We start from the raw sequence: 21,891 nt of genomic DNA on the forward strand, positions 1-21,891 counted from the left end.
AAAGGACCGCTCCATGACCTTGACGCCACCCAACGGCCTGCCAGCCTACCGCCTGATCACCGGCAAGGACGACGCCAGCTTCTGCCAGCGTATTTCAGCGATCCTTGCAATGGGCTACCAGCTGTATGGTTCGCCCAGCGTAACCTTCGACGCCACCCAAGGGCATGTAGTTGCCGCCCAGGCGGTGCTGTGGCCGGGGCATGGTGTGGCTAAGCAGGATTGAGCGTCATGCACGGCACAATCACCTTGCGCTCGGCTGTGGTCGAGGATGTCACCGAGATGAGCGCGCTGGTCGCCGAAGCCTATGCTCCCTATGTCGCCAGGATCGGTCGCAAGCCGGCGCCGATGCTGGATGACTATGCACAGGGAAGCGTGACGACAAGGTGTTCGTGGCCGTGCAGCACACACGTATCGTCGGTGTGCTTGTGTTGCAGCGTGAGGGGCGCGAGTTTCTTCTGGTGAACGTTGCCGTGCTGGCAGCGTGCAAAGGGCAGGTATAGGCCATTTGTTGATGGCCTGGACCTCGACCCGCGCCTGGGGGGCCTGTACCAGCGAGTTGATCACCGGGATCCTCCAGTTCCAGTAGCACTCCATGCCAGGGCGAGGATGGAATTCGCCCTCGAAGGTCGACGCCAATACTCCAGAGCCCGCAGGTGGCGGGGGATGTTGCGCGGTTTCTAGTTGCTCAGGCTGAGTCGTCGCAAGGGCGGTCCTTCTCAGGGCCATGAAATGGCAGGCGATTATGCGGGCTGCTACAGGCTGATCAAATCCTGTTCATTGACTCGAGCACGGTAATTTTTTTGTGAGTGGATGTTGTGACGCATCGGGTCACATATGGTACTTTGCGATCTGTGACGCATAGAGTCACACTCGTCCATCCGCACTGAACGGATACGGTGTGCTCCACATGATCATCAGCTTTCGTCACAAAGGATTGCGGCTGTTCCACGAAACGGGCAATGCCCGTGGCATCCAGGTTGCCCACACCCAGCGCTTGAGGCGGCAATTGCAGTTTCTCGACAGTGCCATGGCCGCCGACGACATGGCAGTTCCAGGCTGGCAGTTGCACCCACTAAAAGGCGGGCTCTCGGGCTTCTGGTCGATCAGCGTGTCAGGCAACTGGCGGTTGGTTTTCCGTTTTGCGGGTGGCGACGTCGAACTGGTCGATTATCTCGACTATCACTGATCAGGAGGCTCTTCATGGCCATGCACAACCCGCCGCATCCCGGCGAAACCCTGCGAGAGGATGTCCTGCCCGCACTGGGCCTGACGGTAAAAGCCTTCGCCGCGCACCTGGGCTTTTCGCGCGAGGCGCTGTCCCGCGTCTTGCACGGCCGCGCGGCGGTTTCCCCCGACCTGGCGGTGCGCCTGGAAATGGCCGGCATCAGCACCGCGCGGTTGTGGTTGACGATCCAGGTGGACTACGACATCTGGCAAGCTCGGCAGCGGCAGCAGCCAGCCATCACGCGGCTGTTCCAGGCCGCCTGAAAGCACAAAGCCCGGGGCGAAACCCCGGGCTTTGTCATTTACACCTGCTTCACGCGTCAGGCCAGCGCTTCACGCCCGTTGCTGGCGACCTTGGTATGGCGCAAGGTCGGCAACAGGAAGGCGATGGCCAGCACGCACGCGCTCACCAGCAGCACGAAGCCACCGTCCCAACCGAAGTGGTCGACGGTGTAGCCCATTGCCGCACTGGCTGCGACCGAGCCGCCCAGGTAACCGAACAGGCCGGTGAAGCCTGCTGCGGTGCCGGCGGCCTTTTTCGGTGCCAGCTCCAGCGCCTGCAGGCCAATCAGCATGACTGGCCCGTAGATCAGGAAACCGATGGAGAACAGCGCGATCATGTCGACCGTCGGGTTGCCCGGCGGGTTGAGCCAGTACACCAGGGTGGCGACGGTCACCAGCGCCATGAACACGATGCCGGTCAGGCCACGGTTGCCACGGAAGATCTTGTCGGACATCCAGCCGCACAGCAGGGTGCCGGGGATGCCGGCCCACTCGTAGAAGAAGTACGCCCACGAGGTGGTATCGACGCTGAAGTGCTTGGCCTCTTTCAGGTAGGTCGGCGCCCAGTCCAGCACGCCATAGCGCAGCAGGTAGACGAACACGTTGGCCAGGGCGATGTACCACAGCAGTTTGTTGCGCAGCACGTACTCGACGAAGATCTGCTTGGCGCTGAACTCCTGCTCGTGGCTCTCGTCGTAGCCTTCGGGGTAGTCGTTCTTGTACTGCTCCACCGGTGGCAAACCGACCGATTGCGGGGTGTCGCGCATCATGGCGAAGGCGAAGACCGCCACCAGCACCGCCACGGCGGCAGGTACGTAGAAGGCCGCGTGCCAGTCGTTGGTCCAGCCCAGGCCCAGCAGGAACAGCGGGCCGATCAGGCCGCCGCCGACGTTGTGGGCGACGTTCCACACCGACACCACGCCGCCGCGCTCTTTCTGCGACCACCAGTGGACCATGGTCCGCCCGCTCGGCGGCCAGCCCATGCCTTGGGCCCAGCCGTTGATGAACAGCAGCGTGAACATGATCGCCACGCTGGAGGTGGCCCAATGCGCGAAACCGAAAATGAACATCACCCCGGCCGAGATCAGCAGGCCGAAAGGCAGGAAGTAGCGCGGGTTGGAACGGTCCGAGACCAGCCCCATGAGGAACTTGGACAGCCCGTAGGCAATGGCGATGGCCGAGATGGCCAGGCCCAGCTGGCCACGGGTGTAGCCCTCTTCCTCGATGAGGTAGGGCATGGCCAGGGAGAAGTTCTTGCGCAGCAGGTAGTAGCCGGCATAGCCGAAGAAGATCCCGGCGAAGATCTGCCAGCGCAGGCGGCGGTACGTGCTGTCGACGTGCTCGTCGGGCAGCGGCGCCCGGTGCGGGGCAGGGCGGAAGAAGGCAAGCATCTGAAGCTCCAAGCTTGTTATAGGTATGCGAATGCGAATATTACATTTTCGTTACAGAAAAAATATCGCTTTTATTGCGCAAGCTTGTTGGTTTATGAACCTTTTACCGGGTGAAGGCCCGGCTGTCGCAGCGGCGAGGGCGCGGCTATGCTGTCTAGGGCGGGGGTTGAATGGGGGATCACTTCATGGCGACGCTGGAGCGGGCCATTGCGATGGCCATCAAGGCACATGAAGGGCAGTTCGACAAAGGCGGTGCGGCTTACATCCTTCATCCGCTGCGGGTGATGGAACGGGTGATCACCCCGGAGCAACGTATCGTCGCGGTGCTGCACGATGTGCTGGAAGATACGCCGCTCACGCTGTCCGACTTGGCCCGCGAGGGCTTCCCGCTGAAGATCCTCGCTGCGCTGCTGGCCCTGAGCCGCCGTGAAGGCGAAAGCTACGAGGCGTTCGTCATCCGCTTGGGCGTCGACCCCCTGGCCCGCCAGGTCAAGCTGGCGGACCTGGCTGACAACAGCGACCTGTCGCGCATTGCCCACCCCGGCCCGGCGGACATGGCGCGGCTTTCCCGCTACCGGCAGGCCAGCGCCTATCTGCAGACGCTGGCCTGACAGCGCTCAGCCGCAGGCCTTGAGGTTGACCGGGCCGACGAACTCGTTGCCACGGCCCATCACGCAGGCCACCTGCTGGTTGCGCTGCAGCTCCCAGGCTTGCGGCGGGTAGGTCTTGTTCCAGGCCTCGAACAGCTGCCGGTCCTGCCTGGACAGGCGCAGGTCGTACTGCTTGCTCATATAGAAGTAGGTGCGCGCGATCATGCCGCGGATCGAGGGGCGTGGCATCACCTTCTTGGCCTTGAAGTCGACCTGGGTCAGGCAACTGCCGTACTGGCCGTGCTGCTCGGGCAACCAGCCGAAGCTGAAGTTGCTGCGATCGCCGTTGACCTCGCCGATGCTCGGGACCAGGTTGTGCAGGTCAGCCTCGGCGCGCTGGTAGACCTTGTCATTGCGCGAGCAGTTCTTGCGCCCGCCGTCCTGCCAGCACTGGCGCTGGTGGCCGATCTGCCAGGCCGGGACGATATGTTCCCACTCGATGCGCGAGGCGCGGTTGAGGTTCTTGCGTGGTTCATAGCCACAGGAGGCCAGGTCGACCTTGTTGCCCTTGTACTTGCAGCCGCAGTAGAACTCGGTGGACTGCGGCGCATACAGCTTCCAGGCGACCTTCTTGGCCTCCTGGAAGGTGCGTGGGGCGTCGGCGTGGGCGAAAGGGGTGATCAGCAGCAGGCAGGCGGTGAAAAGTGAAGCTCTCATGCGCGGTCAATCTTCCTTCGGCACGGTCCAGAAAATCTGCACGCCGCCATCGTCGCGGTGGGCGAGGGTGACGTTGTCGTTCTCGGCGATTTCCTCGAGCAAGGTTTCCCAGTCGTCGGGCGACTCGTGCTCCAGGCGGAAGATCAGCGCGGCGCGGCTGCGCTGGGCGATCGGGCTGTTGATGATCTTCTGGATGCGCTGACCCAGTTGCTCATAACTGCTTGGCGAGGCGGAAGAGGGGTTGGCCACGGGGCTGTTCCTTGTTTTGCTGTATGTGCATACAGTATTTGACTGTAGGCCATTTCGCAACATCAGGTAGGGCGAAAGCCCTATAAGACCGTGGTAGCGGGATTGGTTCCCTGCGCGGGGCGTTCGCCGGCAAGCCGGCTCCTACGGGTGTGGCGCAATCCCCTGTAGGAGCCGGCTTTGCCGGCGAACCGGCCGGAGCAAACAACGCCCCGGTTTAACTCAAGCGCCGATCAATATTCCCAGAAGATCCGCTGCAGCTCTTTGCTGTCCTGGGTCTTGGTCATCGCCACCATCGCCAGGATCCGCGCCTTCTGCGGGTTCAGGTCATGGGCCACGACCCAGTCGTTCTTGTCGTCAGGCTGCTCGGCGTTACGCAGTACGAAACCACCCTGGTTGACGTGGGACGAACGGATGATCTGCACGCCGTCCTTGCGCAGCTCTTGCAGGGCCGGCACCACGCGCGACGACACCGAGCCATTGCCGGTACCGGCATGGATGATCGCCTTGGCGCCACCCTGGGCCAGGGCCTTGTAGGCAGTGTCGGTGACGTTGCCGTAGCCATAGGCGATGTCCACGGCCGGCAGGCTGCTGATGGTCTTGATGTCGAACTCGGAGTTCAGCGTGTGGCGCTTGGCCGGCAGGCGGAAGAAGTACGACTTGCCTTCCACGACCATGCCCAGCGGGCCCCACTGGCTCTTGAAGGCTTCGGTCTTGATGTTGACCGCCTTGCTCACGTCGCGACCCGACTGGATCTCGTCGTTCATCGTGACCAGCACGCCCTTGCCGCGGGCATCCTTGCTGCTGGCCACGGCCACGGCGTTGTACAGGTTGAGCATGCCGTCGGCGGACATGGCGGTGCCGGGGCGCATGGAACCGACCACGATGATCGGCTTGTCGGTCTTCTCTACCAGGTTGAGGAAGTAGGCGGTCTCTTCCAGGGTGTCGGTGCCGTGGGTGATGACGATGCCATCGACATCCTTGCTGTCGGCCAGTTCGGCGACGCGCTTGCCCAGTTTCAACAGGTCGTCATTGCCGATGCTTTCGGAGGCGATCTGCATCACCTGCTCGCCGCGGACGTTAGCCAGGTCCTGCAACTCCGGCACGCCGGCGATCAGCTTGTCGATGCCCAGCTTGGCGGCCTGGTAGGTGGCGCTGTTGGCGGCGCTGGCACCGGCGCCGGCGATGGTGCCGCCGGTGGCCAGGATCACCACGTTGGCGAGCTTCTGTTGTTGCGCGGCTTCCTTGGCGGATACCGAGGCTGGCAGGACCAGCAGCAGGGCCAGGGCGCCCGGTGCGAAGGTGTGGAATGCGGATTTCATCATTTCTGCTTCTCTCTTCCTGGGTGAGATGTACGTTATTTCGCACTTCTGGTAAGGCAGATTTCGTACCAGCAACTACCGTTCGTCGCATTTCATCTTGAAACCCCCTGAAGAGACTGGGGATATCAAGAGCTGACCACAAAGTCATCAAGGTCGCGCAAGTTCGGTTTCCCGAACAATCCCAGGAAAAGTTGTTCGGTTTTCCGGATAAATTGCGGATAATCCGACCGGCGTAGCCAGGGGCGGCCTGCGCATGGATTTGACAAAAGCGGCGCCTGTTTCCATAGTTGCTCACCGCAAACGTTTGCGATCCGATAAAAACCACAAGATTCGGAGTCATTTCCATGAAACTGCCGTTCTCCGGCCGTCCGCTGGCCCTTGCCGTACTGTCTTCGCTGATCTTCTCCATGTCCGCCGCCCACGCCGAGGACGCGCCCAAAGTTGCCCTGGTGATGAAATCCCTGGCCAACGAGTTCTTCCGCACCATGGAAGACGGCGCCAAGGCCTACCAGAAAGACCACCCGAAGGACTTCGAACTGGTGGCCAACGGCATCAAGGACGAGACCGACACCGGCAACCAGATCCGCATCGTCGAGCAGATGATCGCCACCGGCGCCAAGGCCCTGGTCATCGCCCCCGCCGACTCCAAGGCGCTGGTGCCGGTGATCAAGAAGGCCATGGACGCCGGCATCACCGTGGTCAACATCGACAACCGCCTCGACCCCGAGGTGCTCAAGAGCAAGGGCATCAGCGTACCGTTCGTAGGCCCGGACAACCGCAAGGGCGCACGCCTGGTCGGTGACTACCTCGCCAAGCAGAAGCTCAAGGCCGGTGACCAGGTCGGCATCATCGAAGGCGTGCCGACCACCACCAACGCCCAGCAGCGCACCGCCGGCTTCAAGGACGCCATGGAAGCCGCGCAGATGAAGATCGTCTCGGTGCAGTCCGGCAACTGGGAGATCGACAAGGGCAACGCGGTGGCCGCCTCGATGCTCAACGAATACCCCGAATTGAAGGCGCTGCTGGCCGGCAACGACAGCATGGCCCTGGGCGCCGTCTCGGCCGTGCGCGCCGCCGGCAAGGCCGGCCAGGTGCAGGTGGTCGGCTACGACAACATCAATGCCATCAAACCGATGCTCAAGGACGGTCGCGTGCTGGCCACCCTCGACCAGGCGGCCAGCCAGCAGGCGGTGTTCGGCATCCAGGCGGCGTTGAAGATGCTCAAGGGCGAGAAACCCGGCGTGGATGCCGACAACGTCATCCAGACCCCGGTCGAGTTGATCACCCAGTGATGTTGCGATCCCTGTAGGAGCGGGCTTGCCCCGCGATCACCGGCGTAGCCGGTGCCACGCACCGCGTCGACTGCTTCGCGGGGCAAGCCCGCTCCTACAGGGGTGTTGTGCCAACCTAGGAGAAATGGCCATGTCAGTACCGGCCAATGAAACCGTGCTAGCCGTCAGCGGCCTGGGCAAGACCTACGCCCAGCCCGTGCTCGGCGACGTCACCCTCGAGCTGCGCGGCGGCGAGGTGCTGGCCCTGACCGGCGAGAACGGCGCGGGCAAGTCGACCCTGTCCAAGCTGATCAGCGGCCTGGAGATCCCCACCGCCGGGCAGATGCTCTATCGCGGCCAGCCCTACAGCCCCGGCAGCCGCGCCGAAGCCGAGCGCCTGGGCGTGCGCATGGTGATGCAGGAACTCAACCTGCTGCCCACCCTGACCGTGGCCGAGAACCTGTTCCTCGACAACCTGCCCAGCCGGCTCGGCTGGGTCAACCAGAAGCGCCTGCGCCAGTTGGCTGGCGCGGCCATGGCCCAGGTCGGCCTGGACGCCATCGACCCGGACACGCCGGTCGGCGAGCTTGGCATCGGCCACCAGCAAATGGTCGAGATCGCCCGTAACCTGATCGGCGACTGCCATGTGCTGATCTTCGACGAACCCACGGCCATGCTCACCGCCCGCGAGGTGGAGCTGCTGTTCACCCAGATCGAGCGCCTGCGCCAGCGCGGCGTGGCCATCGTCTATATCTCCCACCGCCTTGAAGAGCTGCAGCGCGTGGCCCAGCGCATCGCCGTACTGCGCGACGGCAAGCTGGTGTGCGCCGAGCCGATCCAGCGCTACAACAGCGAACAACTGGTCAACCTGATGGTCGGCCGCGAGCTGGGCGAGCATATCGACCTGGGCCAGCGCACGATCGGCGCGCCGCTGCTCAAGGTCGACAAGCTCAGCCGTGGCGACAAGGTGCGCGAGGTGTCGTTCGAGGTCAGGGCAGGGGAGATCTTCGGTGTCTCCGGCCTGATCGGTGCCGGGCGCACCGAGCTGCTGCGCCTGATCTACGGCGCCGACCGCGCCGACAGCGGCCAGGTCGCCCTTGGCCAACCACCGGTGCCCGTGACCATCGACTCGCCCAAGGCCGCGGTCAGGGCTGGCATCGCCCTGATCACCGAGGACCGCAAGGGCGAAGGCCTGCTGCTGACCCAGTCGATCAGCGCCAACATCGCCCTGGGTAACCTCGGCGCCGTGTCCCGCGCCGGTGTGCTCGACAGCAACGCCGAACGTGAACTGGCCGAGCGCCAGATCGGCGCCATGCGCATCCGCAGCGCCAGCCCCGCGCAGGCGGTGGGCGAGCTGTCCGGCGGCAATCAGCAGAAGGTGGTGATTGGCCGTTGGCTGGAGCGCGACTGCCAGGTGCTGCTGTTCGACGAGCCCACCCGCGGCATCGACGTCGGCGCCAAGTTCGACATCTATGGCCTGCTCGCCGAGCTCGCCCGCCAGGGCAAGGCCATTGTCGTGGTGTCCAGCGACCTGCGCGAACTGATGCTGATCTGCGACCGCATCGCCGTGCTCTCGGCCGGGCGCCTGATCGACACCTTCGAGCGCGACCACTGGAGCCAGGACCAGCTCCTCGCCGCCGCCTTTGCCGGCTACCAGAAACGTGATGCCCTGCTGCACGACGCAGCCCCCAGGATGGACGCATGAAAACCACACTCGACACCCCATGCGCAGCGCCCGCCCGCCGCAGCGGCAACTACTACGGCCTGGGCACCTACCTGGGCCTGGCCGGCGCCTTGCTGGCGATGATCGTGCTGTTCTCGATGCTGAGCAGCCACTTCCTCTCCTATGCCACCTTCAGCACCCTGGCCAACCAGATCCCCGACCTGATGGTGCTGGCGGTGGGCATGACCTTCGTGCTGATCATCGGCGGCATCGACCTGTCGGTGGGCTCGGTGCTGGCCCTGGCCGCCTCGGCCGTCAGCGTGGCCATCCTCGGCTGGGGTTGGAGCGTGCTGCCCGCCGCCTTGCTCGGCATGGCCGTGGCGGCGCTGGCCGGCAGTATCACCGGCAGCATCACCGTGGCCTGGCGCATCCCCTCGTTCATCGTCTCGCTGGGTGTGCTGGAGATGGCCCGGGGCCTGGCCTACCAGTTCACCGACTCGCGCACCGCCTACATCGGCGATGCCTTCGCCTGGTTCTCCAACCCCATCGCCTTCGGTATCTCGCCGGCCTTCATCATCGCCTTGCTGGTGATCGTGCTGGCCCAGCTGGTGCTGACCCGCACCGTGTTCGGCCGCTACCTGATCGGCATCGGCACCAACGAAGAGGCCGTGCGCCTGGCCGGCATCGACCCGCGCCCGTACAAGATCCTGGTGTTCACCCTGATGGGCGTGCTCGCCGGCCTGGCCGCGCTGTTCCAGATCTCGCGCCTGGAGGCCGCCGACCCGAATGCCGGCGCCGGCCTCGAACTGCAGGTGATTGCCGCCGTGGTGATCGGCGGCACCAGCCTGATGGGCGGGCGTGGCTCGGTCATCAGCACCTTCTTCGGTGTGCTGATCATCTCGGTGCTGGCCGCGGGCCTGGCCCAGATCGGCGCTTCGGAACCCACCAAACGCATCATCACCGGGGCGGTCATCGTCATCGCCGTGGTGCTCGACACTTACCGTAGCCGGCGCGCGAACCGGCGGAACTGAATCCATGGCAACCATCAAAGATGTCGCGGCACTGGCGGGTATCTCCTACACCACCGTGTCCCATGTACTGAACAAGACCCGCCCGGTCAGCGAGCCCGTGCGGCTCAAGGTCGAGGCGGCGATCGCTGAGCTCGACTACGTGCCCAGCGCCGTGGCCCGTTCGCTCAAGGCGCGCAGCACCGCCACCATTGGGTTGCTGGTGCCCAACAGCGTCAACCCGTACTTCGCCGAACTGGCCCGGGGTATCGAGGACGCCTGCGAGCGCAATGGCTACTGCGTGATCCTGTGCAACTCCGACGACAATCCGCAAAAGCAGCGCAGCTACCTGCGCGTGCTGCTGGAAAAACGCATCGACGGCTTGATCGTCGCCTCGGTGGGCGAGGACCAGGATCTGCTCGACAGCCTCGGCGGCGTGCGCACGCCCATGGTCATCGTCGACCGTGCCCTGGACGGCGTGGCCGCCGACCTGGTGCGCATCGACCATGAACATGGCGCTTACCTGGCCACCCGCCATCTGCTGGAGCTGGGCCATCGCGAGATCGCCACCATCGCCGGCCCCGCCGACACCGGCGTGAGCCAGCTGCGCCTGGCGGGCTTCCGTCGCGCCATGGCCGAGGCCGGGGTGGCGGTGGCCAAGGGGCATGTGCTGCACAGCGACTTCACCAGCCCCGGCGGCCATGCCGCGGCGGCGCGGCTGCTCGATGGCGAGCGGCCCACGGCGATCTTCGCCGCCAACGACATGATCGGCTTCGGCGTGCTGCGCGCCGCCGCCGAGCGCAACATCGACGTGCCGGGCGAGCTGTCGGTGATCGGCTTCGACGACATCGAGCTCAGCCGCTACGTGTACCCGGCACTGACCACGGTCGGCCAGTCGATCCGCGAGCTGGGCGAAAGCGCCGCGAGCCTGCTGCTGTCACGCATCGGTGCGCGTCAGCACGAGGGGGCGGAACAGCGCATCGTCGCCCCGCGCATCGTCCTGCGCGAATCCACCGGGCCGCGCCCGGACCTGTTCAACGATTACCGTTAAGGAATACCCATGGATGCCAAGGTGGTAGTGGTCGGCAGCCTCAACATGGACCTGGTGGCCCGCGCCCAGCGCCTGCCCCGGGGGGGCGAGACCCTGGCCGGCGAGAGTTTCTTCACCGCCCCTGGTGGCAAGGGCGCCAACCAGGCCGTGGCCGTGGCCCGGCTGGGCGCCAGCGTGGCGATGGTCGGCAATGTCGGTGACGACGCCTACGGTCAGCAGTTGCGCCAGGCCCTGCAGACCGAGGGTGTCGATTGCCAGGGCGTGAGTGTGTGCGAGGGTGTGTCCAGTGGCGTGGCGCTGATCGTGGTGGATGCTGCCAGCCAGAACGCCATTGTCATCATTCCAGGCGGCAACGGCCTGCTCGGGCCAGAGTCGGTACGCCGCTTCGACAGCCTGCTGCAACAGGCCGAGGTGATCATCTGCCAGCTGGAGGTGCCTAGCGCCACCGTGGCCTGGACCCTGGCCCGTGGCCGTGAACTGGGCAAGACGGTGATCCTCAATCCGGCGCCGGCCAGCGGCCCGCTGCCGTCGGAGTGGTTCGCCCATATCGACTACCTGATCCCCAACGAGAGCGAGGCCGAGGCCCTGGCCGGCGTGCCGGTCAGCGACCAGGACAGCGCCCGTCGCGCCGCCGAGCGCATGCGCCAGCTGGGGGCGGGCAAGGTGATCGTCACCCTGGGCGCCGACGGCGCGCTGCTGGTCGATGCCGCCGGCAGCCGGCATTTCCCGGCCCCTCGCGTGCAGCCACTGGACACCACGGCGGCGGGGGATACCTTTGTCGGCGGCTTTGCCGCTGGCCTGGCGCGCGGCCTGTCGGAAGAGCAAGCCATCGGCTTTGGCCAGCGCGCCGCCGCATTGTCGGTGACCCGTGCCGGTGCGCAGCCGTCGATTCCCTACCTGAAGGAGTTGGCGCCATGAAAAAGACGCCGCTGCTGAATATCGCCCTGTCGCGGACCATCGCCGGCCTGGGGCATGGCGACATCCTGGTGATTGGTGACGCCGGCTTGCCGGTGCCGCCTGGCGTGGAACTCATCGACCTGGCGCTGACCCCAGGCATCCCGGACTTCACCAGCGTGCTGCGCGTGGTGCTGAGCGAGATGCAGGTGGAGCGGCATGTGCTGGCCGAGGAAATGTTCCAGGCCGCGCCGCTGGGCCTGATCGAAGTCGAACAGATGCATGCCCGTGGCGAGATCGGCCAGCGTGAAGTGATGAACCATGCCGATTTCAAGACGCTGTGCCGGCAGGCGCGGGCCGTGGTTCGTACCGGTGAGTGCCGGCCCTACAGCAATATCGCGGTGGTGGCCGGCGTCACCTTCTGAGAGCGATTGCGAGGGCTGCGCCCTCGATCGCGGCACAAGGCCGCTCCTACAGGGGCGATGCGGTTCCTGTAGGAGCGGCCTTGTGCCGCGAAAGGGCCGCAAGGCGGCCCCTGTTGAATCCATCCCCTAGCAACAAGGAGTGCTGAATGTCCCTCAAACGCCTGCTCCAAGGAGCCGTCCTCATGTCCGCGCTAGCCGCCACCGCCCTGCAGGCCGCCCCCCGCGACCTGATCATCGACACCGACCCCGGCGCCGACGACGTGGTGGCATTGCTGCTGGCCATGGCTTCCCCTGACGAGCTGAAGATCCGCGCCATCACCACCGTCGCCGGCAACGTGCGCCTGGAAAAAACCTCGCGCAACGCCCGGCTGGCCCGCGAATGGGGTGGCCGCGAAGAGATCCCGGTCTACGCTGGGGCAGGGCGCCCACTGGTGCGCACGCCCATCTACGCGGCCAACGTGCATGGCGAAGAAGGCCTCACCGGCGTGCAGGTCCACGAACCGAAGAAGCCCCTGGCCAAGGGCAACGCCGTGCAGTACCTGATCGACACCCTGGGCGCCGCCGAGCCCCACAGCATCACCATCGCCATGCTTGGCCCACAGACCAACCTGGCCCTGGCATTGATCCAGAAGCCCGAGATCGTCAATGGCATCAAGGAAGTGGTGGTGATGGGCGGTGCCCACTTCAACGGCGGCAACATCACCCCGGCCGCCGAGTTCAACCTGTTCGCCGACCCCCATGCCGCCGAAGTGGTGCTGGCCAGCGGCGTCAAGCTCACCTACCTGCCGCTGGACGTCACCCACAAGGTGCTCACCAGCGAGGCGCGCCTCAAGCAACTGGCCGCGGTGAACAACCACGCCAGCAAGCTGGTGGTGGACATTCTCAATGCCTACATCAAGTACGACATGGACACCTACGGCATCCCCGGCGGCCCGGTGCACGACGCCAGCGTCATCGCCTACCTGCTCAAGCCCGAGCTGTTCAAGGGGCGCCAGGTGCACCTGGCGGTCGACAGTCGTGAAGGCCCGACCTTCGGCCAGACCGTCGCCGACTGGTACGGCGTGCTCAAGCAGCCGGCCAATGTGATGTGGGTGAAGGAGGGCGATGCCCAGGGCTTCTTCGACCTGCTCAGCGCACGCTTGGCTCGATTGAAATAGCCCCCTGCGGCGCGTGGTGTTCGAGCACCTGCTCGATGAAGCTGCGCGCCGCCTCGCCGCCCAGGTCGCGTACCAGCAGGTCGATGGCGATCAGTACCAGTTCTTCGGGCGTGCCGGGGCTGTAGGCGCTCTGGCCTTCGTCCCACTTGACCTTGATGTCGGCATCGATGCTGTGGCTGCTCATGGGGCGGTTCTCGCTGTAGCCTGGGTGATAGGTCGAATACCGCGTCCTGGCGTTCGAAGGGGAGGCGTGTCGTGCTCCACTTCTTGCAGTAAATCATGCCTTTGCGCAAGGGGATCTGCGACTTAGGCATAAAGGGCGCGCTTGGCCGAACCGACGGTTCGGTGCAATATCCGTTCACGATTGCCTTTCGCGTCACATGGCGAGTTAGGGCAGAATCGTGCGGTTTTGCAACAAACATTCCGCGGTACTGTCGGATAAGGCAGTACCCAGATCGATCTAGGAGGATTCATGTTCCGTACCCGCGCTTCCCTGGCGACCCTGCTGCTGGCCACTGTTCTGGCAGGTTGCAGCACTGGCGGCTCCTCGGGCGGCGGCAGCGCTCCGAGCGCCCCGGCCGGCAACGACGGCCGCTGCGAGGCCAGTGGCGCCGACTTCAGCATCGGCAAGCAGGCCACTCCAGCGCTGCTGGATCAGGCGCGCAAGGCCAGTGGTTCGCAGATGGCGCGCATCCTCACCCCGCACGACGTGATCACCCTGGAGTACCGCTCCGAACGGCTGAACCTGAATGTCGACGAAAAGGGCGTGGTCACCCGCGTCAACTGCGGTTGACCCGAGGCTCGGCGCTATACCCCTGTAGGAGCGGCTTCCGCCGCGATCACCCGCAAAGCGGGTGCCATTCGCACCGAGTAGCCTGCATCGCGGCTGAAGCCGCTCCTACAGAGGGCCGTCTCGCAAAGCCCGAAACGCGCCCATAAAAAAACCCGCCACAAGTGGCGGGTTTTTTTACAGCTATCCGAATTACTCCGGACGAACCTGTGCAGCCTGCATGCCCTTCTGGCCTTTCTCGGCAACGAAGGTTACAGCCTGGCCTTCTTTCAGGCTCTTGAAGCCGTCGGATTCGATGGCCTTGAAGTGTACGAACAGGTCGTCGCCGCCGCCTGCTGGGGTGATGAAGCCGTAGCCTTTTTCATCATTGAACCATTTGACGGTGCCGTTTTGGCGATTGGACATGAGGTGAATCTCCAGAAACATGATTTTTATCGAAGTGCGATGTTGCCGAGGCTACAGGTGCACCGGCGACATCATAGTCCATTTCTGCGCATCTAGCGCCTTTTACCTTCGCAGGATGTTGATCTGGCGCAAAAGATGCGTCGGATCGTCCCGCGACCCCTCTATTTCGGCTTGCAGGTGGCCTGCACGGCCATCTGGGCCTTCTGCTTGAGGTTGGCGTCGACGCCGTCTTCCGCAGTGGTGAGGTCTTTGATTTCCTTGTCGTTGAATTTCTCCTTGATCACTTTGGCTCCGCACTTGCAAAGATTTTCCGCCGTTGTCGCGTCTACACCCCGACCATGCGCGGTTTGCATGCACTCGGTCATGTAGGGTTGCTCCGTGCCGGCGGGGAAACTACCCGCATTGGCCGCCAGAGGCAGCAGGGCGCTTACGGCCCAGACGGCCAGAAGAGGCTGAAGTCGCATAACCAGGCACTCCTTGGGTAAAGGTCTCATCAAGAGTAGGTGGCTTCAGAAGGTCTGATAGAAAATTTTCCGTACAAGTTCACCCCAAGGCCGTAATTTCCAAATATTTCTGCTTTCCGGTGCAACCCGCGTGCTAGCATGCTCGGCTTGCGGCTCGCCACTGGCGGCTTGCAACTTTTACCTTCCAGTCACTCTGGTTCGTCCCTGGCAGACCGAACAGGTCTCTGCCACTGTGAGGCAGGCTTTCCCCCGGGAAAGGCAGGGCGGATCTTGTACTGGCTCATCCCAACCCACGTGACCTTTGGTAGGGGTCACCACTAGGAGAGGAGGCGCCATGCCCATTATTACTCTTCCCGATGGCAGTCAACGCACGTTCGACCAGCCGGTATCCGTAGCCGAAGTCGCCGCCTCGATCGGTGCAGGCCTGGCCAAGGCGACCCTCGCCGGCAAGGTCGACGGCAAACTCGTCGATGCCTGCGACAAGATCGACCACGACGCCACCCTGCAGATCATCACCCCTAAAGATGAAGAGGGACTGGAGATCATCCGTCACTCGTGCGCCCACCTGATCGGCCACGCGGTGAAGCAGCTGTACCCGACCGCCCGCATGGTCATCGGCCCGGTGATCGACGAAGGCTTCTACTACGACATCGCCTACGAGCGTCCCTTCACTCCGGACGACCTCGCCGCCATCGAAAAGCGCATGCAGCAGCTGATCGACACGGACTACGACGTCGTCAAGAAGATGACCCCGCGCGCCGAAGTCATCGACGTGTTCACCCAGCGTGGCGAAGACTACAAGCTGCGCCTGGTCGAGGACATGCCGGATGAACAGGCCATGGGCCTGTACTACCACGAAGAATATGTCGACATGTGCCGCGGCCCGCACGTGCCGAACACCCGCTTCCTCAAAGCGTTCAAGCTGACCAAGCTGAGCGGCGCCTACTGGCGCGGCGATGCCAAGAACGAGCAGCTGCAGCGCGTATATGGCACCGCCTGGGCCGACAAGAAGCAGCTGGCTGCCTACATTCAGCGCATCGAAGAAGCCGAAAAACGCGACCACCGCAAGATCGGCAAGCAGCTCGACCTGTTCCACCTGCAGGAAGAAGCCCCGGGCATGGTGTTCTGGCACGCCAACGGCTGGACCGTGTACCAGGTGCTCGAGCAGTACATGCGCCAGGTCCAGCGTGAAAACGGCTATCAAGAGATCAAGACCCCGCAGGTCGTCGACCGCATCCTCTGGGAGCGTTCCGGCCACTGGTCCAACTACGCCGAGAACATGTTCACCACTTCGTCGGAAAACCGCGACTACGCGGTAAAACCGATGAACTGCCCGTGCCACGTGCAGGTGTTCAACCAGGGCCTGAAGTCGTACCGCGACCTGCCGCTGCGCCTGGCCGAGTTCGGCGCCTGCCACCGCAACGAGCCGTCCGGCGCGCTGCACGGCATCATGCGCGTGCGTGGCTTCGTGCAGGACGACGCGCACATCTTCTGCACCGAAGACCAGGTGAAGAAGGAAGCTGCCGACTTCATCAAGCTCACGCTTGATGTGTACAAGGACTTCGGTTTCACCGACGTCGCCATGAAGCTGTCCACCCGCCCCGCCAAGCGCGTCGGTTCCGAAGAGCTGTGGGACCGCGCCGAAGGCGCGCTGGCCGACGCCCTGAACGAATCGGGCCTGGAGTGGGAGTACCAGCCGGGCGAGGGCGCCTTCTACGGCCCGAAGATCGAGTTCACCCTGCGCGACTGCCTCGGCCGTAACTGGCAGTGCGGCACCCTGCAGTACGACCCGAACCTGCCCGAGCGCCTGGACGCCAGCTACATCGCCGAAGACAACAGCCGTGTGCGCCCGGTGATGCTGCACCGCGCCATCCTCGGCTCGTTCGAGCGCTTCATCGGCATGCTCATCGAGCACTACGCCGGCGTGTTCCCGGCCTGGCTCGCGCCGACCCAAGCCGTGATCATGAACATCACCGACAAGCAGGCCGATTTCGCCCTCGAAGTGGAAAAAGCCCTGAACGGTAGCGGATTCCGTGCCAAGTCGGACTTGAGAAATGAGAAGATCGGCTTTAAAATCCGCGAGCATACGTTGCTGCGGGTCCCTTACCTTTTGGTTATAGGGGATCGCGAAGTCGAAACGCAAACCGTCGCTGTGCGCACCCGCGAAGGCGCAGACCTGGGCTCGATGCCCGTCGCGCAGTTCGCTGAGCTGCTGTCGCAAGCGGTTTCCCGGCGTGGTCGCCAAGAATCGGAGTAATGACTATTAAGCGTGAAATGAGAAACGATAAACGAACTGCACCGAAAGCCCCGATCAACGAGAATATCTCGGCACGCGAGGTTCGGTTAATTGGTGCTGACGGCGAGCAGATTGGCATCGTCTCGATTGATGAAGCGCTGCGTATCGCTGATGAAGCGAAGCTGGATCTGGTGGAAATCTCTGCAGACGCGCAACCGCCCGTCTGCAAGGTGATGGACTACGGCAAGCACCTCTTCGAGAAGAAGAAGCAGGCCAACGAAGCCAAGAAGAACCAGAAGCAGATCCAGATCAAAGAAATCAAGTTTCGTCCAGGGACGGAAGAAGGGGATTACCAGGTAAAACTACGCAACCTGGTACGTTTCCTTAGCGATGGGGACAAGGCCAAGATCTCTCTGAGATTCCGCGGCCGTGAGATGGCCCACCAGGAGCTGGGCATGGAGCTGTTGAAGCGGGTCGAGGCCGACCTCGTGGAATACGGCACCGTTGAGCAGCATCCGAAGATGGAAGGACGCCAGCTTATGATGGTCATCGCCCCCAAAAAGAAGAAGTAATCTCCCGGGCACGGCAGGCCTGATGATTATTGTGTAATTTTTATTCGAATGCGGAGTTCCAACATGCCAAAAATGAAAACCAAGAGCGGTGCTGCGAAGCGCTTCCTGAAGACGGCTTCCGGCTTCAAGCACAAGCACGCTTTCAAGAGCCACATCCTGACCAAAATGTCGACCAAGCGTAAGCGTCAACTGCGCGGTGCCAGCTTGCTGCACCCGTCTGACGTGGCAAAAGTCGAGCGCATGCTGCGCGTTCGTTAATTCTGGTTAAGATAGAGGAAGTTACTCATGGCTCGTGTTAAGCGCGGCGTTATCGCTCGTAAGCGTCACAAAAAAATTCTGAAACTGGCTAAAGGTTACTACGGTGCACGTTCGCGCGTATTCCGTGTAGCCAAGCAAGCGGTCATCAAGGCAGGCCAATACGCCTACCGCGACCGTCGCCAGAAGAAGCGTCAGTTCCGCGCACTGTGGATCGCTCGTATCAACGCCGGTGCCCGCACCAACGGTCTGTCGTACAGCCGTCTGATTGCTGGCCTGAAAAAAGCGTCGATCGAAATCGACCGTAAGGTTCTGGCTGATCTGGCAGTGAACGAAAAAGCGGCGTTTGCTGCGATTGTCGAGAAGGCTAAAGCCGTACTGGCTTAAGTACCCACGACAATCATCCGGCGGCGCCTGCGCCGTCGGGTGTAAAACGTCATCGGATAGGGGAAGAGCCTTCAAAAGCTCTTCCCCTATTTTCGTATCTGGAGTCTGTACATGGAAAACCTGGACGCGCTGGTCGCCCAAGCCCTCGAGGCCGTGGAACGCGCTGAAGACATCACAACCCTGGAACAGATCCGGGTCCAATTTCTCGGCAAGAAAGGCGAGCTGACCCAGGTGATGAAGACCCTGGGCAACCTGCCAGCCGAGGAGCGCCCCAAGGTCGGCGCGCTGATCAACGACGCCAAGGAACGCGTCACCGACGTGCTCAACGCACGCAAGGCCGCCTTTGAAGAGGCCGAGCTCAACGCTCGCCTGGCCGCCGAATGCATCGACGTCACCCTGCCAGGCCGTGGCCAGACCACCGGCGGGCTGCACCCGATCACCCGTACTCTCGAGCGCATCGAGCAGTTCTTCACCCACATTGGCTACGGCATCGCCGAAGGCCCCGAGGTCGAAGACGACTACCACAACTTCGAAGCGCTCAACATCCCCGGCCACCACCCGGCCCGGGCGATGCACGACACCTTCTATTTCAACGCCAACATGCTGCTGCGCACCCACACCTCGCCGGTTCAGGTGCGTACCATGGAAAGCACTCAGCCGCCGATCCGCATTGTCTGCCCGGGCCGTGTGTACCGTTGCGACTCGGATATCACCCACTCGCCGATGTTCCACCAGGTCGAAGGCCTGCTGATCGACCGTGGCATCAACTTCGCCGACCTCAAGGGCACCATCGAAGAGTTCCTGCGGGTGTTCTTCGAGAAAGAACTGGCCGTGCGCTTCCGCCCGTCGTTCTTCCCCTTCACCGAACCGAGCGCCGAAGTCGACATCCAGTGCGTGATGTGTTCCGGCAATGGCTGCCGCGTGTGCAAGCAGACCGGCTGGCTGGAAGTGATGGGTTGCGGCATGGTCCACCCGAACGTGCTGCGCATGTCCGGCATCGACCCGGAAGAATATCAAGGCTTCGCCTTCGGCATGGGCGCCGAGCGCCTGGCCATGCTGCGCTATGGCGTCAACGATTTGCGTCTGTTCTTCGACAACGACCTGCGGTTCTTGGCTCAATTCCGCTAGGCCCAATCGACGCAACTTTCAGGAGAACAGCATGAAATTCAGTGAACAGTGGCTGCGCGGTTGGGTAAACCCGCAAGTCTCCCGTGACGAACTGGTCGCCCGCCTGTCCATGGCCGGCCTCGAAGTCGACAGCGTGACCCCCGCTGCCGGCCAGTTCAGCGGCATCGTGGTGGGCGAGATCCTCACCACCGAACAACACCCGGACGCCGACAAGCTGCGCGTGTGCCAGGTGAGCAACGGCGCGGAAACCTTCCAGGTGGTCTGCGGCGCCCCGAATGCCCGCCCAGGCATCAAGATCCCGTTCGCCATGATCGGCGCCGAACTGCCGGGCGACTTCAAGATCAAGAAGGCCAAGCTGCGCGGCGTCGAGTCGTTCGGCATGCTCTGCTCGGCGGCTGAACTGCAGATCAGCGAAGAGAACGACGGCCTGCTGGAACTGGCAGCCGACGCCCCGGTGGGCCAGGACATCCGTCAGTACCTGAACCTCGACGACGCCAGCATCGAGATCGGCCTGACCCCGAACCGCGGCGACTGCCTGTCCATCGCCGGCCTGGCCCGCGACGTCAGCGCCCTGTACGACGTGCCGGTCACCCGCCCGGTGGTGCCGGCCGTACCGGCCGCCCACGACGAAGTGCGCCCGGTCGAAGTCAGCGCCCCGGCCGCCTGCCCACGCTACCTGGGCCGCGTCATCCGCAACGTCGACCTGAGCAAGCCGACCCCGCTGTGGATGGTCGAGCGCCTGCGCCGTAGCGACGTGCGCAGCATCGACGCCGCCGTCGACATCACCAACTACGTGATGCTCGAACTCGGCCAGCCGATGCACGCCTTCGACCTCGCCGAAATCAACGGCGGCATCCGCGTACGCATGGCCGAGGAGGGCGAGAAGCTCGTCCTGCTGGATGGCCAGGAAGTCGCCCTGCGCGCCGACACCCTGGTGATCGCCGACCACACCCGCGCCCTGGCGATTGCCGGCGTGATGGGTGGCGAGCACAGCGGCGTCAACACCGAGAAGACCCGCGATCTGTTCCTGGAAAGCGCCTTCTTCGAGCCGATTTCCGTCGCCGGCAAGGCCCGTTCCTACGGCCTGCACACCGACGCCTCGCACCGCTACGAGCGCGGCGTGGATTCGCAACTGGCCCGTGAAGCCATGGAGCGCGCCACCGCCCTGGTGCTGGAGATCGTCGGCGGCGAAGCAGGCCCCGTAGTCGAGGCCGTGAGCGAGCAGCACCTGCCAAGCATCGCCCCGATCACCCTGCGCGACGAACTCATCACCCAGATGCTCGGCATGCAGATGGACGCCGCCCAGGTTGAGCAGCTGCTCAACGCCTTGGAGCTGAAAACCAGCGCCAATGGGGCAGGGGAGTGGACGGTCACCGTCCCAAGCCACCGCTTCGACGTCAGCCTGGAAGTCGACCTGATCGAAGAACTGGCTCGTCTGTACGGCTACAACAACCTGCCAGTCCGTTACCCGCAGGCCCGCCTGGCCCCGCAAGCCCGCCCGGAAACCCGCGGCGAGCTGCCGAACCTGCGCCGCCTGCTGGTCGCCCGCGGCTACCAGGAAGCCATCACCTACAGCTTCATCGACCCGAAACTGTTCGAGCTGTTCACCCCAGGCGTCGAGCCGCTGCTGCTGGCCAACCCCATCTCCAGCGACATGGCCGCCATGCGCGCCTCGCTGTGGCCGGGCCTGGTCAAGGCGATGCAGCACAACCTCAACCGCCAGCAAGACCGCGTGCGCCTGTTCGAAAGCGGCCTGCGCTTCGTCGGCCAGTTGGGTGACCTCAAGCAGCAGCCGATGATCGCCGGCGTCGTCACCGGCAGCCGCCAGCCAGAAGGCTGGGCCAACGGCCGCGACGGCATCGACTTCTTCGACGTCAAAGCCGACGTGGAAGCCCTGCTGGGCTACTCGGGCGCCCTGAGCGACTTCACCTTCGTCGCCGGCAAGCACCCAGCCCTGCACCCTGGCCAGACCGCCCGCATCGAGCGCGACGGCAAGGAAGTCGGCTACCTCGGCGCCATCCACCCGGAGCTGGCCAAGACCCTCGGCCTCGACCGCCCGGTATTCGTCTTCGAGCTGGTGCTCGGTGATGTCGTGGAAGGCCGCCTGCCGAAGTTCAGCGAGCTGTCCAAGTTCCCGGAAACCCGCCGTGACCTGGCCTTGATCGCAGGTCGTGATGTGGCTTCCAGCGCGGTGCTTGAAGTAATTCGTGACAATGCAGGCGAATGGCTTACAGACCTCAGGCTGTTTGACGTCTACCAGGGTAAAGGCATTGATCCTGATAGAAAAAGCCTGGCCGTCGGCTTGACCTGGCAACATCCATCGCGCACTCTTAACGACGATGAGGTGAATGAAACCCTGCAAACCATCCTCACCTCGCTTGAACAAAGGTTGAACACCACGTTAAGGAAATAAC

General features: G+C 63.6%; 26 protein-coding genes. 19 read left to right on the forward strand and 7 right to left on the reverse strand.

The annotated features are described in order from the left end of the window. The first annotated feature begins 13 nt into the window (after positions 1-13). The 4 genes from P5705_RS08465 (at position 14) to P5705_RS08480 (ending at position 1,488) form a co-directional block, all read left to right on the forward strand. A complete protein-coding gene (locus P5705_RS08465; protein ID WP_277460396.1) occupies positions 14-223 on the forward strand; it encodes a DUF1737 domain-containing protein in 210 nt (69 codons plus the stop codon). Between the two features lie 5 nt (positions 224-228). Next, complete coding sequence (locus tag P5705_RS08470; protein WP_277460397.1) at positions 229-462, forward strand: hypothetical protein; 234 nt, start codon at positions 229-231, stop codon at positions 460-462. A 445-nt stretch (positions 463-907) separates the two neighbouring features. Further along, positions 908-1,186 (forward strand): type II toxin-antitoxin system RelE/ParE family toxin, encoded by a 279-nt coding sequence (locus tag P5705_RS08475; RefSeq protein WP_277460398.1) that lies wholly within the window; start codon positions 908-910, stop codon positions 1,184-1,186. Between the two features lie 14 nt (positions 1,187-1,200). Continuing rightward, positions 1,201-1,488 (forward strand): HigA family addiction module antitoxin, encoded by a 288-nt coding sequence (locus P5705_RS08480; protein ID WP_213660449.1) that lies wholly within the window; start codon positions 1,201-1,203, stop codon positions 1,486-1,488. Between the two features lie 56 nt (positions 1,489-1,544). On the opposite strand, the gene glpT is transcribed toward P5705_RS08480, so the two are convergent. Then, entirely contained in the window at positions 1,545-2,897 is a 1,353-nt protein-coding gene (gene glpT / locus P5705_RS08485) for a glycerol-3-phosphate transporter (protein ID WP_277460399.1), read from the reverse strand. Between the two features lie 185 nt (positions 2,898-3,082). On the opposite strand from glpT, the gene P5705_RS08490 reads away from it, so the two are divergent. Further along, positions 3,083-3,508: a GTP pyrophosphokinase gene (locus P5705_RS08490; RefSeq protein ID WP_277460430.1), complete on the forward strand. Its 426-nt coding sequence runs from the start codon at positions 3,083-3,085 to the stop codon at positions 3,506-3,508. 6 nt (positions 3,509-3,514) lie between these two features. On the opposite strand, the gene P5705_RS08495 is transcribed toward P5705_RS08490, so the two are convergent. The 3 genes from P5705_RS08495 to P5705_RS08505 all read right to left on the reverse strand — a co-directional run bounded on the left by P5705_RS08495 (position 3,515) and on the right by P5705_RS08505 (position 5,772). Continuing rightward, positions 3,515-4,204 (reverse strand): endonuclease, encoded by a 690-nt coding sequence (locus P5705_RS08495; protein ID WP_248919506.1) that lies wholly within the window; start codon positions 4,202-4,204, stop codon positions 3,515-3,517. Between the two features lie 6 nt (positions 4,205-4,210). Next, positions 4,211-4,453 (reverse strand): DUF1654 domain-containing protein, encoded by a 243-nt coding sequence (locus P5705_RS08500; protein ID WP_248919507.1) that lies wholly within the window; start codon positions 4,451-4,453, stop codon positions 4,211-4,213. A gap of 230 nt (positions 4,454-4,683) precedes the next feature. Further along, positions 4,684-5,772, reverse strand: coding sequence for an asparaginase (locus P5705_RS08505; RefSeq protein ID WP_277460400.1), 1,089 nt, complete (start codon positions 5,770-5,772; stop codon positions 4,684-4,686). A 344-nt stretch (positions 5,773-6,116) separates the two neighbouring features. On the opposite strand from P5705_RS08505, the gene P5705_RS08510 reads away from it, so the two are divergent. The 7 genes from P5705_RS08510 (at position 6,117) to P5705_RS08540 (ending at position 13,240) form a co-directional block, all read left to right on the forward strand. Continuing rightward, positions 6,117-7,064 (forward strand): sugar ABC transporter substrate-binding protein, encoded by a 948-nt coding sequence (locus tag P5705_RS08510; protein WP_277460401.1) that lies wholly within the window; start codon positions 6,117-6,119, stop codon positions 7,062-7,064. Positions 7,065-7,194: 130 nt separating this feature from the next. Then, positions 7,195-8,748, forward strand: coding sequence for a sugar ABC transporter ATP-binding protein (locus P5705_RS08515; protein ID WP_277460402.1), 1,554 nt, complete (start codon positions 7,195-7,197; stop codon positions 8,746-8,748). After that, entirely contained in the window at positions 8,745-9,737 is a 993-nt protein-coding gene (locus P5705_RS08520; protein WP_277460403.1) for an ABC transporter permease, read from the forward strand. Before P5705_RS08515 ends, P5705_RS08520 begins: the two co-directional genes overlap by 4 nt. 4 nt (positions 9,738-9,741) lie before the next feature. Continuing rightward, a complete protein-coding gene (locus P5705_RS08525) occupies positions 9,742-10,764 on the forward strand; it encodes a LacI family DNA-binding transcriptional regulator (RefSeq protein WP_277460404.1) in 1,023 nt (340 codons plus the stop codon). 9 nt (positions 10,765-10,773) lie between these two features. Next, positions 10,774-11,682, forward strand: coding sequence for a ribokinase (gene rbsK, locus P5705_RS08530; protein WP_277460405.1), 909 nt, complete (start codon positions 10,774-10,776; stop codon positions 11,680-11,682). Beyond that, entirely contained in the window at positions 11,679-12,083 is a 405-nt protein-coding gene (rbsD, locus tag P5705_RS08535; RefSeq protein WP_277460406.1) for a D-ribose pyranase, read from the forward strand. Before rbsK ends, rbsD begins: the two co-directional genes overlap by 4 nt. Before the next feature lie 146 nt (positions 12,084-12,229). Beyond that, positions 12,230-13,240 carry a nucleoside hydrolase gene (locus tag P5705_RS08540; protein ID WP_277460407.1) on the forward strand — a complete coding sequence of 337 codons (1,011 nt, stop codon included), beginning with the start codon at positions 12,230-12,232 and terminating at the stop codon, positions 13,238-13,240. Here the strand turns inward: P5705_RS08540 and P5705_RS08545 are convergent. Continuing rightward, positions 13,212-13,424 (reverse strand): hypothetical protein, encoded by a 213-nt coding sequence (locus tag P5705_RS08545; RefSeq protein ID WP_277460408.1) that lies wholly within the window; start codon positions 13,422-13,424, stop codon positions 13,212-13,214. The two genes, P5705_RS08540 and P5705_RS08545, sit on opposite strands and share 29 nt — an antisense overlap. 288 nt (positions 13,425-13,712) lie before the next feature. Here P5705_RS08545 and P5705_RS08550 point away from each other — a divergent pair, with 288 nt between their 5' ends. Next, a complete protein-coding gene (locus P5705_RS08550) occupies positions 13,713-14,033 on the forward strand; it encodes an I78 family peptidase inhibitor (RefSeq protein ID WP_277460409.1) in 321 nt (106 codons plus the stop codon). 189 nt (positions 14,034-14,222) lie between these two features. On the opposite strand, the gene P5705_RS08555 is transcribed toward P5705_RS08550, so the two are convergent. Both P5705_RS08555 and P5705_RS08560 read right to left on the reverse strand, forming a co-directional pair. Continuing rightward, complete coding sequence (locus P5705_RS08555) at positions 14,223-14,435, reverse strand: cold-shock protein (protein ID WP_011533204.1); 213 nt, start codon at positions 14,433-14,435, stop codon at positions 14,223-14,225. A gap of 161 nt (positions 14,436-14,596) precedes the next feature. Further along, on the reverse strand, positions 14,597-14,899 hold the full coding sequence (locus P5705_RS08560; protein ID WP_277460410.1) for a hypothetical protein: 303 nt from the start codon (positions 14,897-14,899) through the stop codon (positions 14,597-14,599). Positions 14,900-15,233: 334 nt separating this feature from the next. On the opposite strand from P5705_RS08560, the gene thrS reads away from it, so the two are divergent. From thrS to pheT, 6 genes are all read left to right on the forward strand, one after another. Then, complete coding sequence (gene thrS, locus P5705_RS08565; protein ID WP_110738972.1) at positions 15,234-17,156, forward strand: threonine--tRNA ligase; 1,923 nt, start codon at positions 15,234-15,236, stop codon at positions 17,154-17,156. Then, positions 17,156-17,707 (forward strand): translation initiation factor IF-3, encoded by a 552-nt coding sequence (infC, locus tag P5705_RS08570; RefSeq protein WP_023629190.1) that lies wholly within the window; start codon positions 17,156-17,158, stop codon positions 17,705-17,707. The genes thrS and infC overlap by 1 nt, the downstream gene beginning before the upstream one ends. A 63-nt stretch (positions 17,708-17,770) precedes the next feature. Further along, positions 17,771-17,965: a 50S ribosomal protein L35 gene (gene rpmI / locus P5705_RS08575; RefSeq protein WP_003250667.1), complete on the forward strand. Its 195-nt coding sequence runs from the start codon at positions 17,771-17,773 to the stop codon at positions 17,963-17,965. Positions 17,966-17,992: 27 nt separating this feature from the next. Further along, the gene (gene rplT / locus P5705_RS08580; RefSeq protein WP_003250671.1) at positions 17,993-18,349 is read left to right on the forward strand and encodes a 50S ribosomal protein L20; all 357 of its coding nucleotides are present in this window, start codon (positions 17,993-17,995) and stop codon (positions 18,347-18,349) included. 111 nt (positions 18,350-18,460) lie between these two features. Then, entirely contained in the window at positions 18,461-19,477 is a 1,017-nt protein-coding gene (gene pheS / locus P5705_RS08585) for a phenylalanine--tRNA ligase subunit alpha (protein ID WP_277460415.1), read from the forward strand. 31 nt (positions 19,478-19,508) lie between these two features. After that, on the forward strand, positions 19,509-21,890 hold the full coding sequence (gene pheT / locus P5705_RS08590) for a phenylalanine--tRNA ligase subunit beta (protein WP_277460416.1): 2,382 nt from the start codon (positions 19,509-19,511) through the stop codon (positions 21,888-21,890). Position 21,891 lies beyond the last annotated feature (1 nt).

The organism is Pseudomonas entomophila (genome assembly GCF_029478665.1).
GTDB classification, from domain to species: Bacteria; Pseudomonadota; Gammaproteobacteria; order Pseudomonadales; family Pseudomonadaceae; genus Aquipseudomonas; species Aquipseudomonas entomophila_F.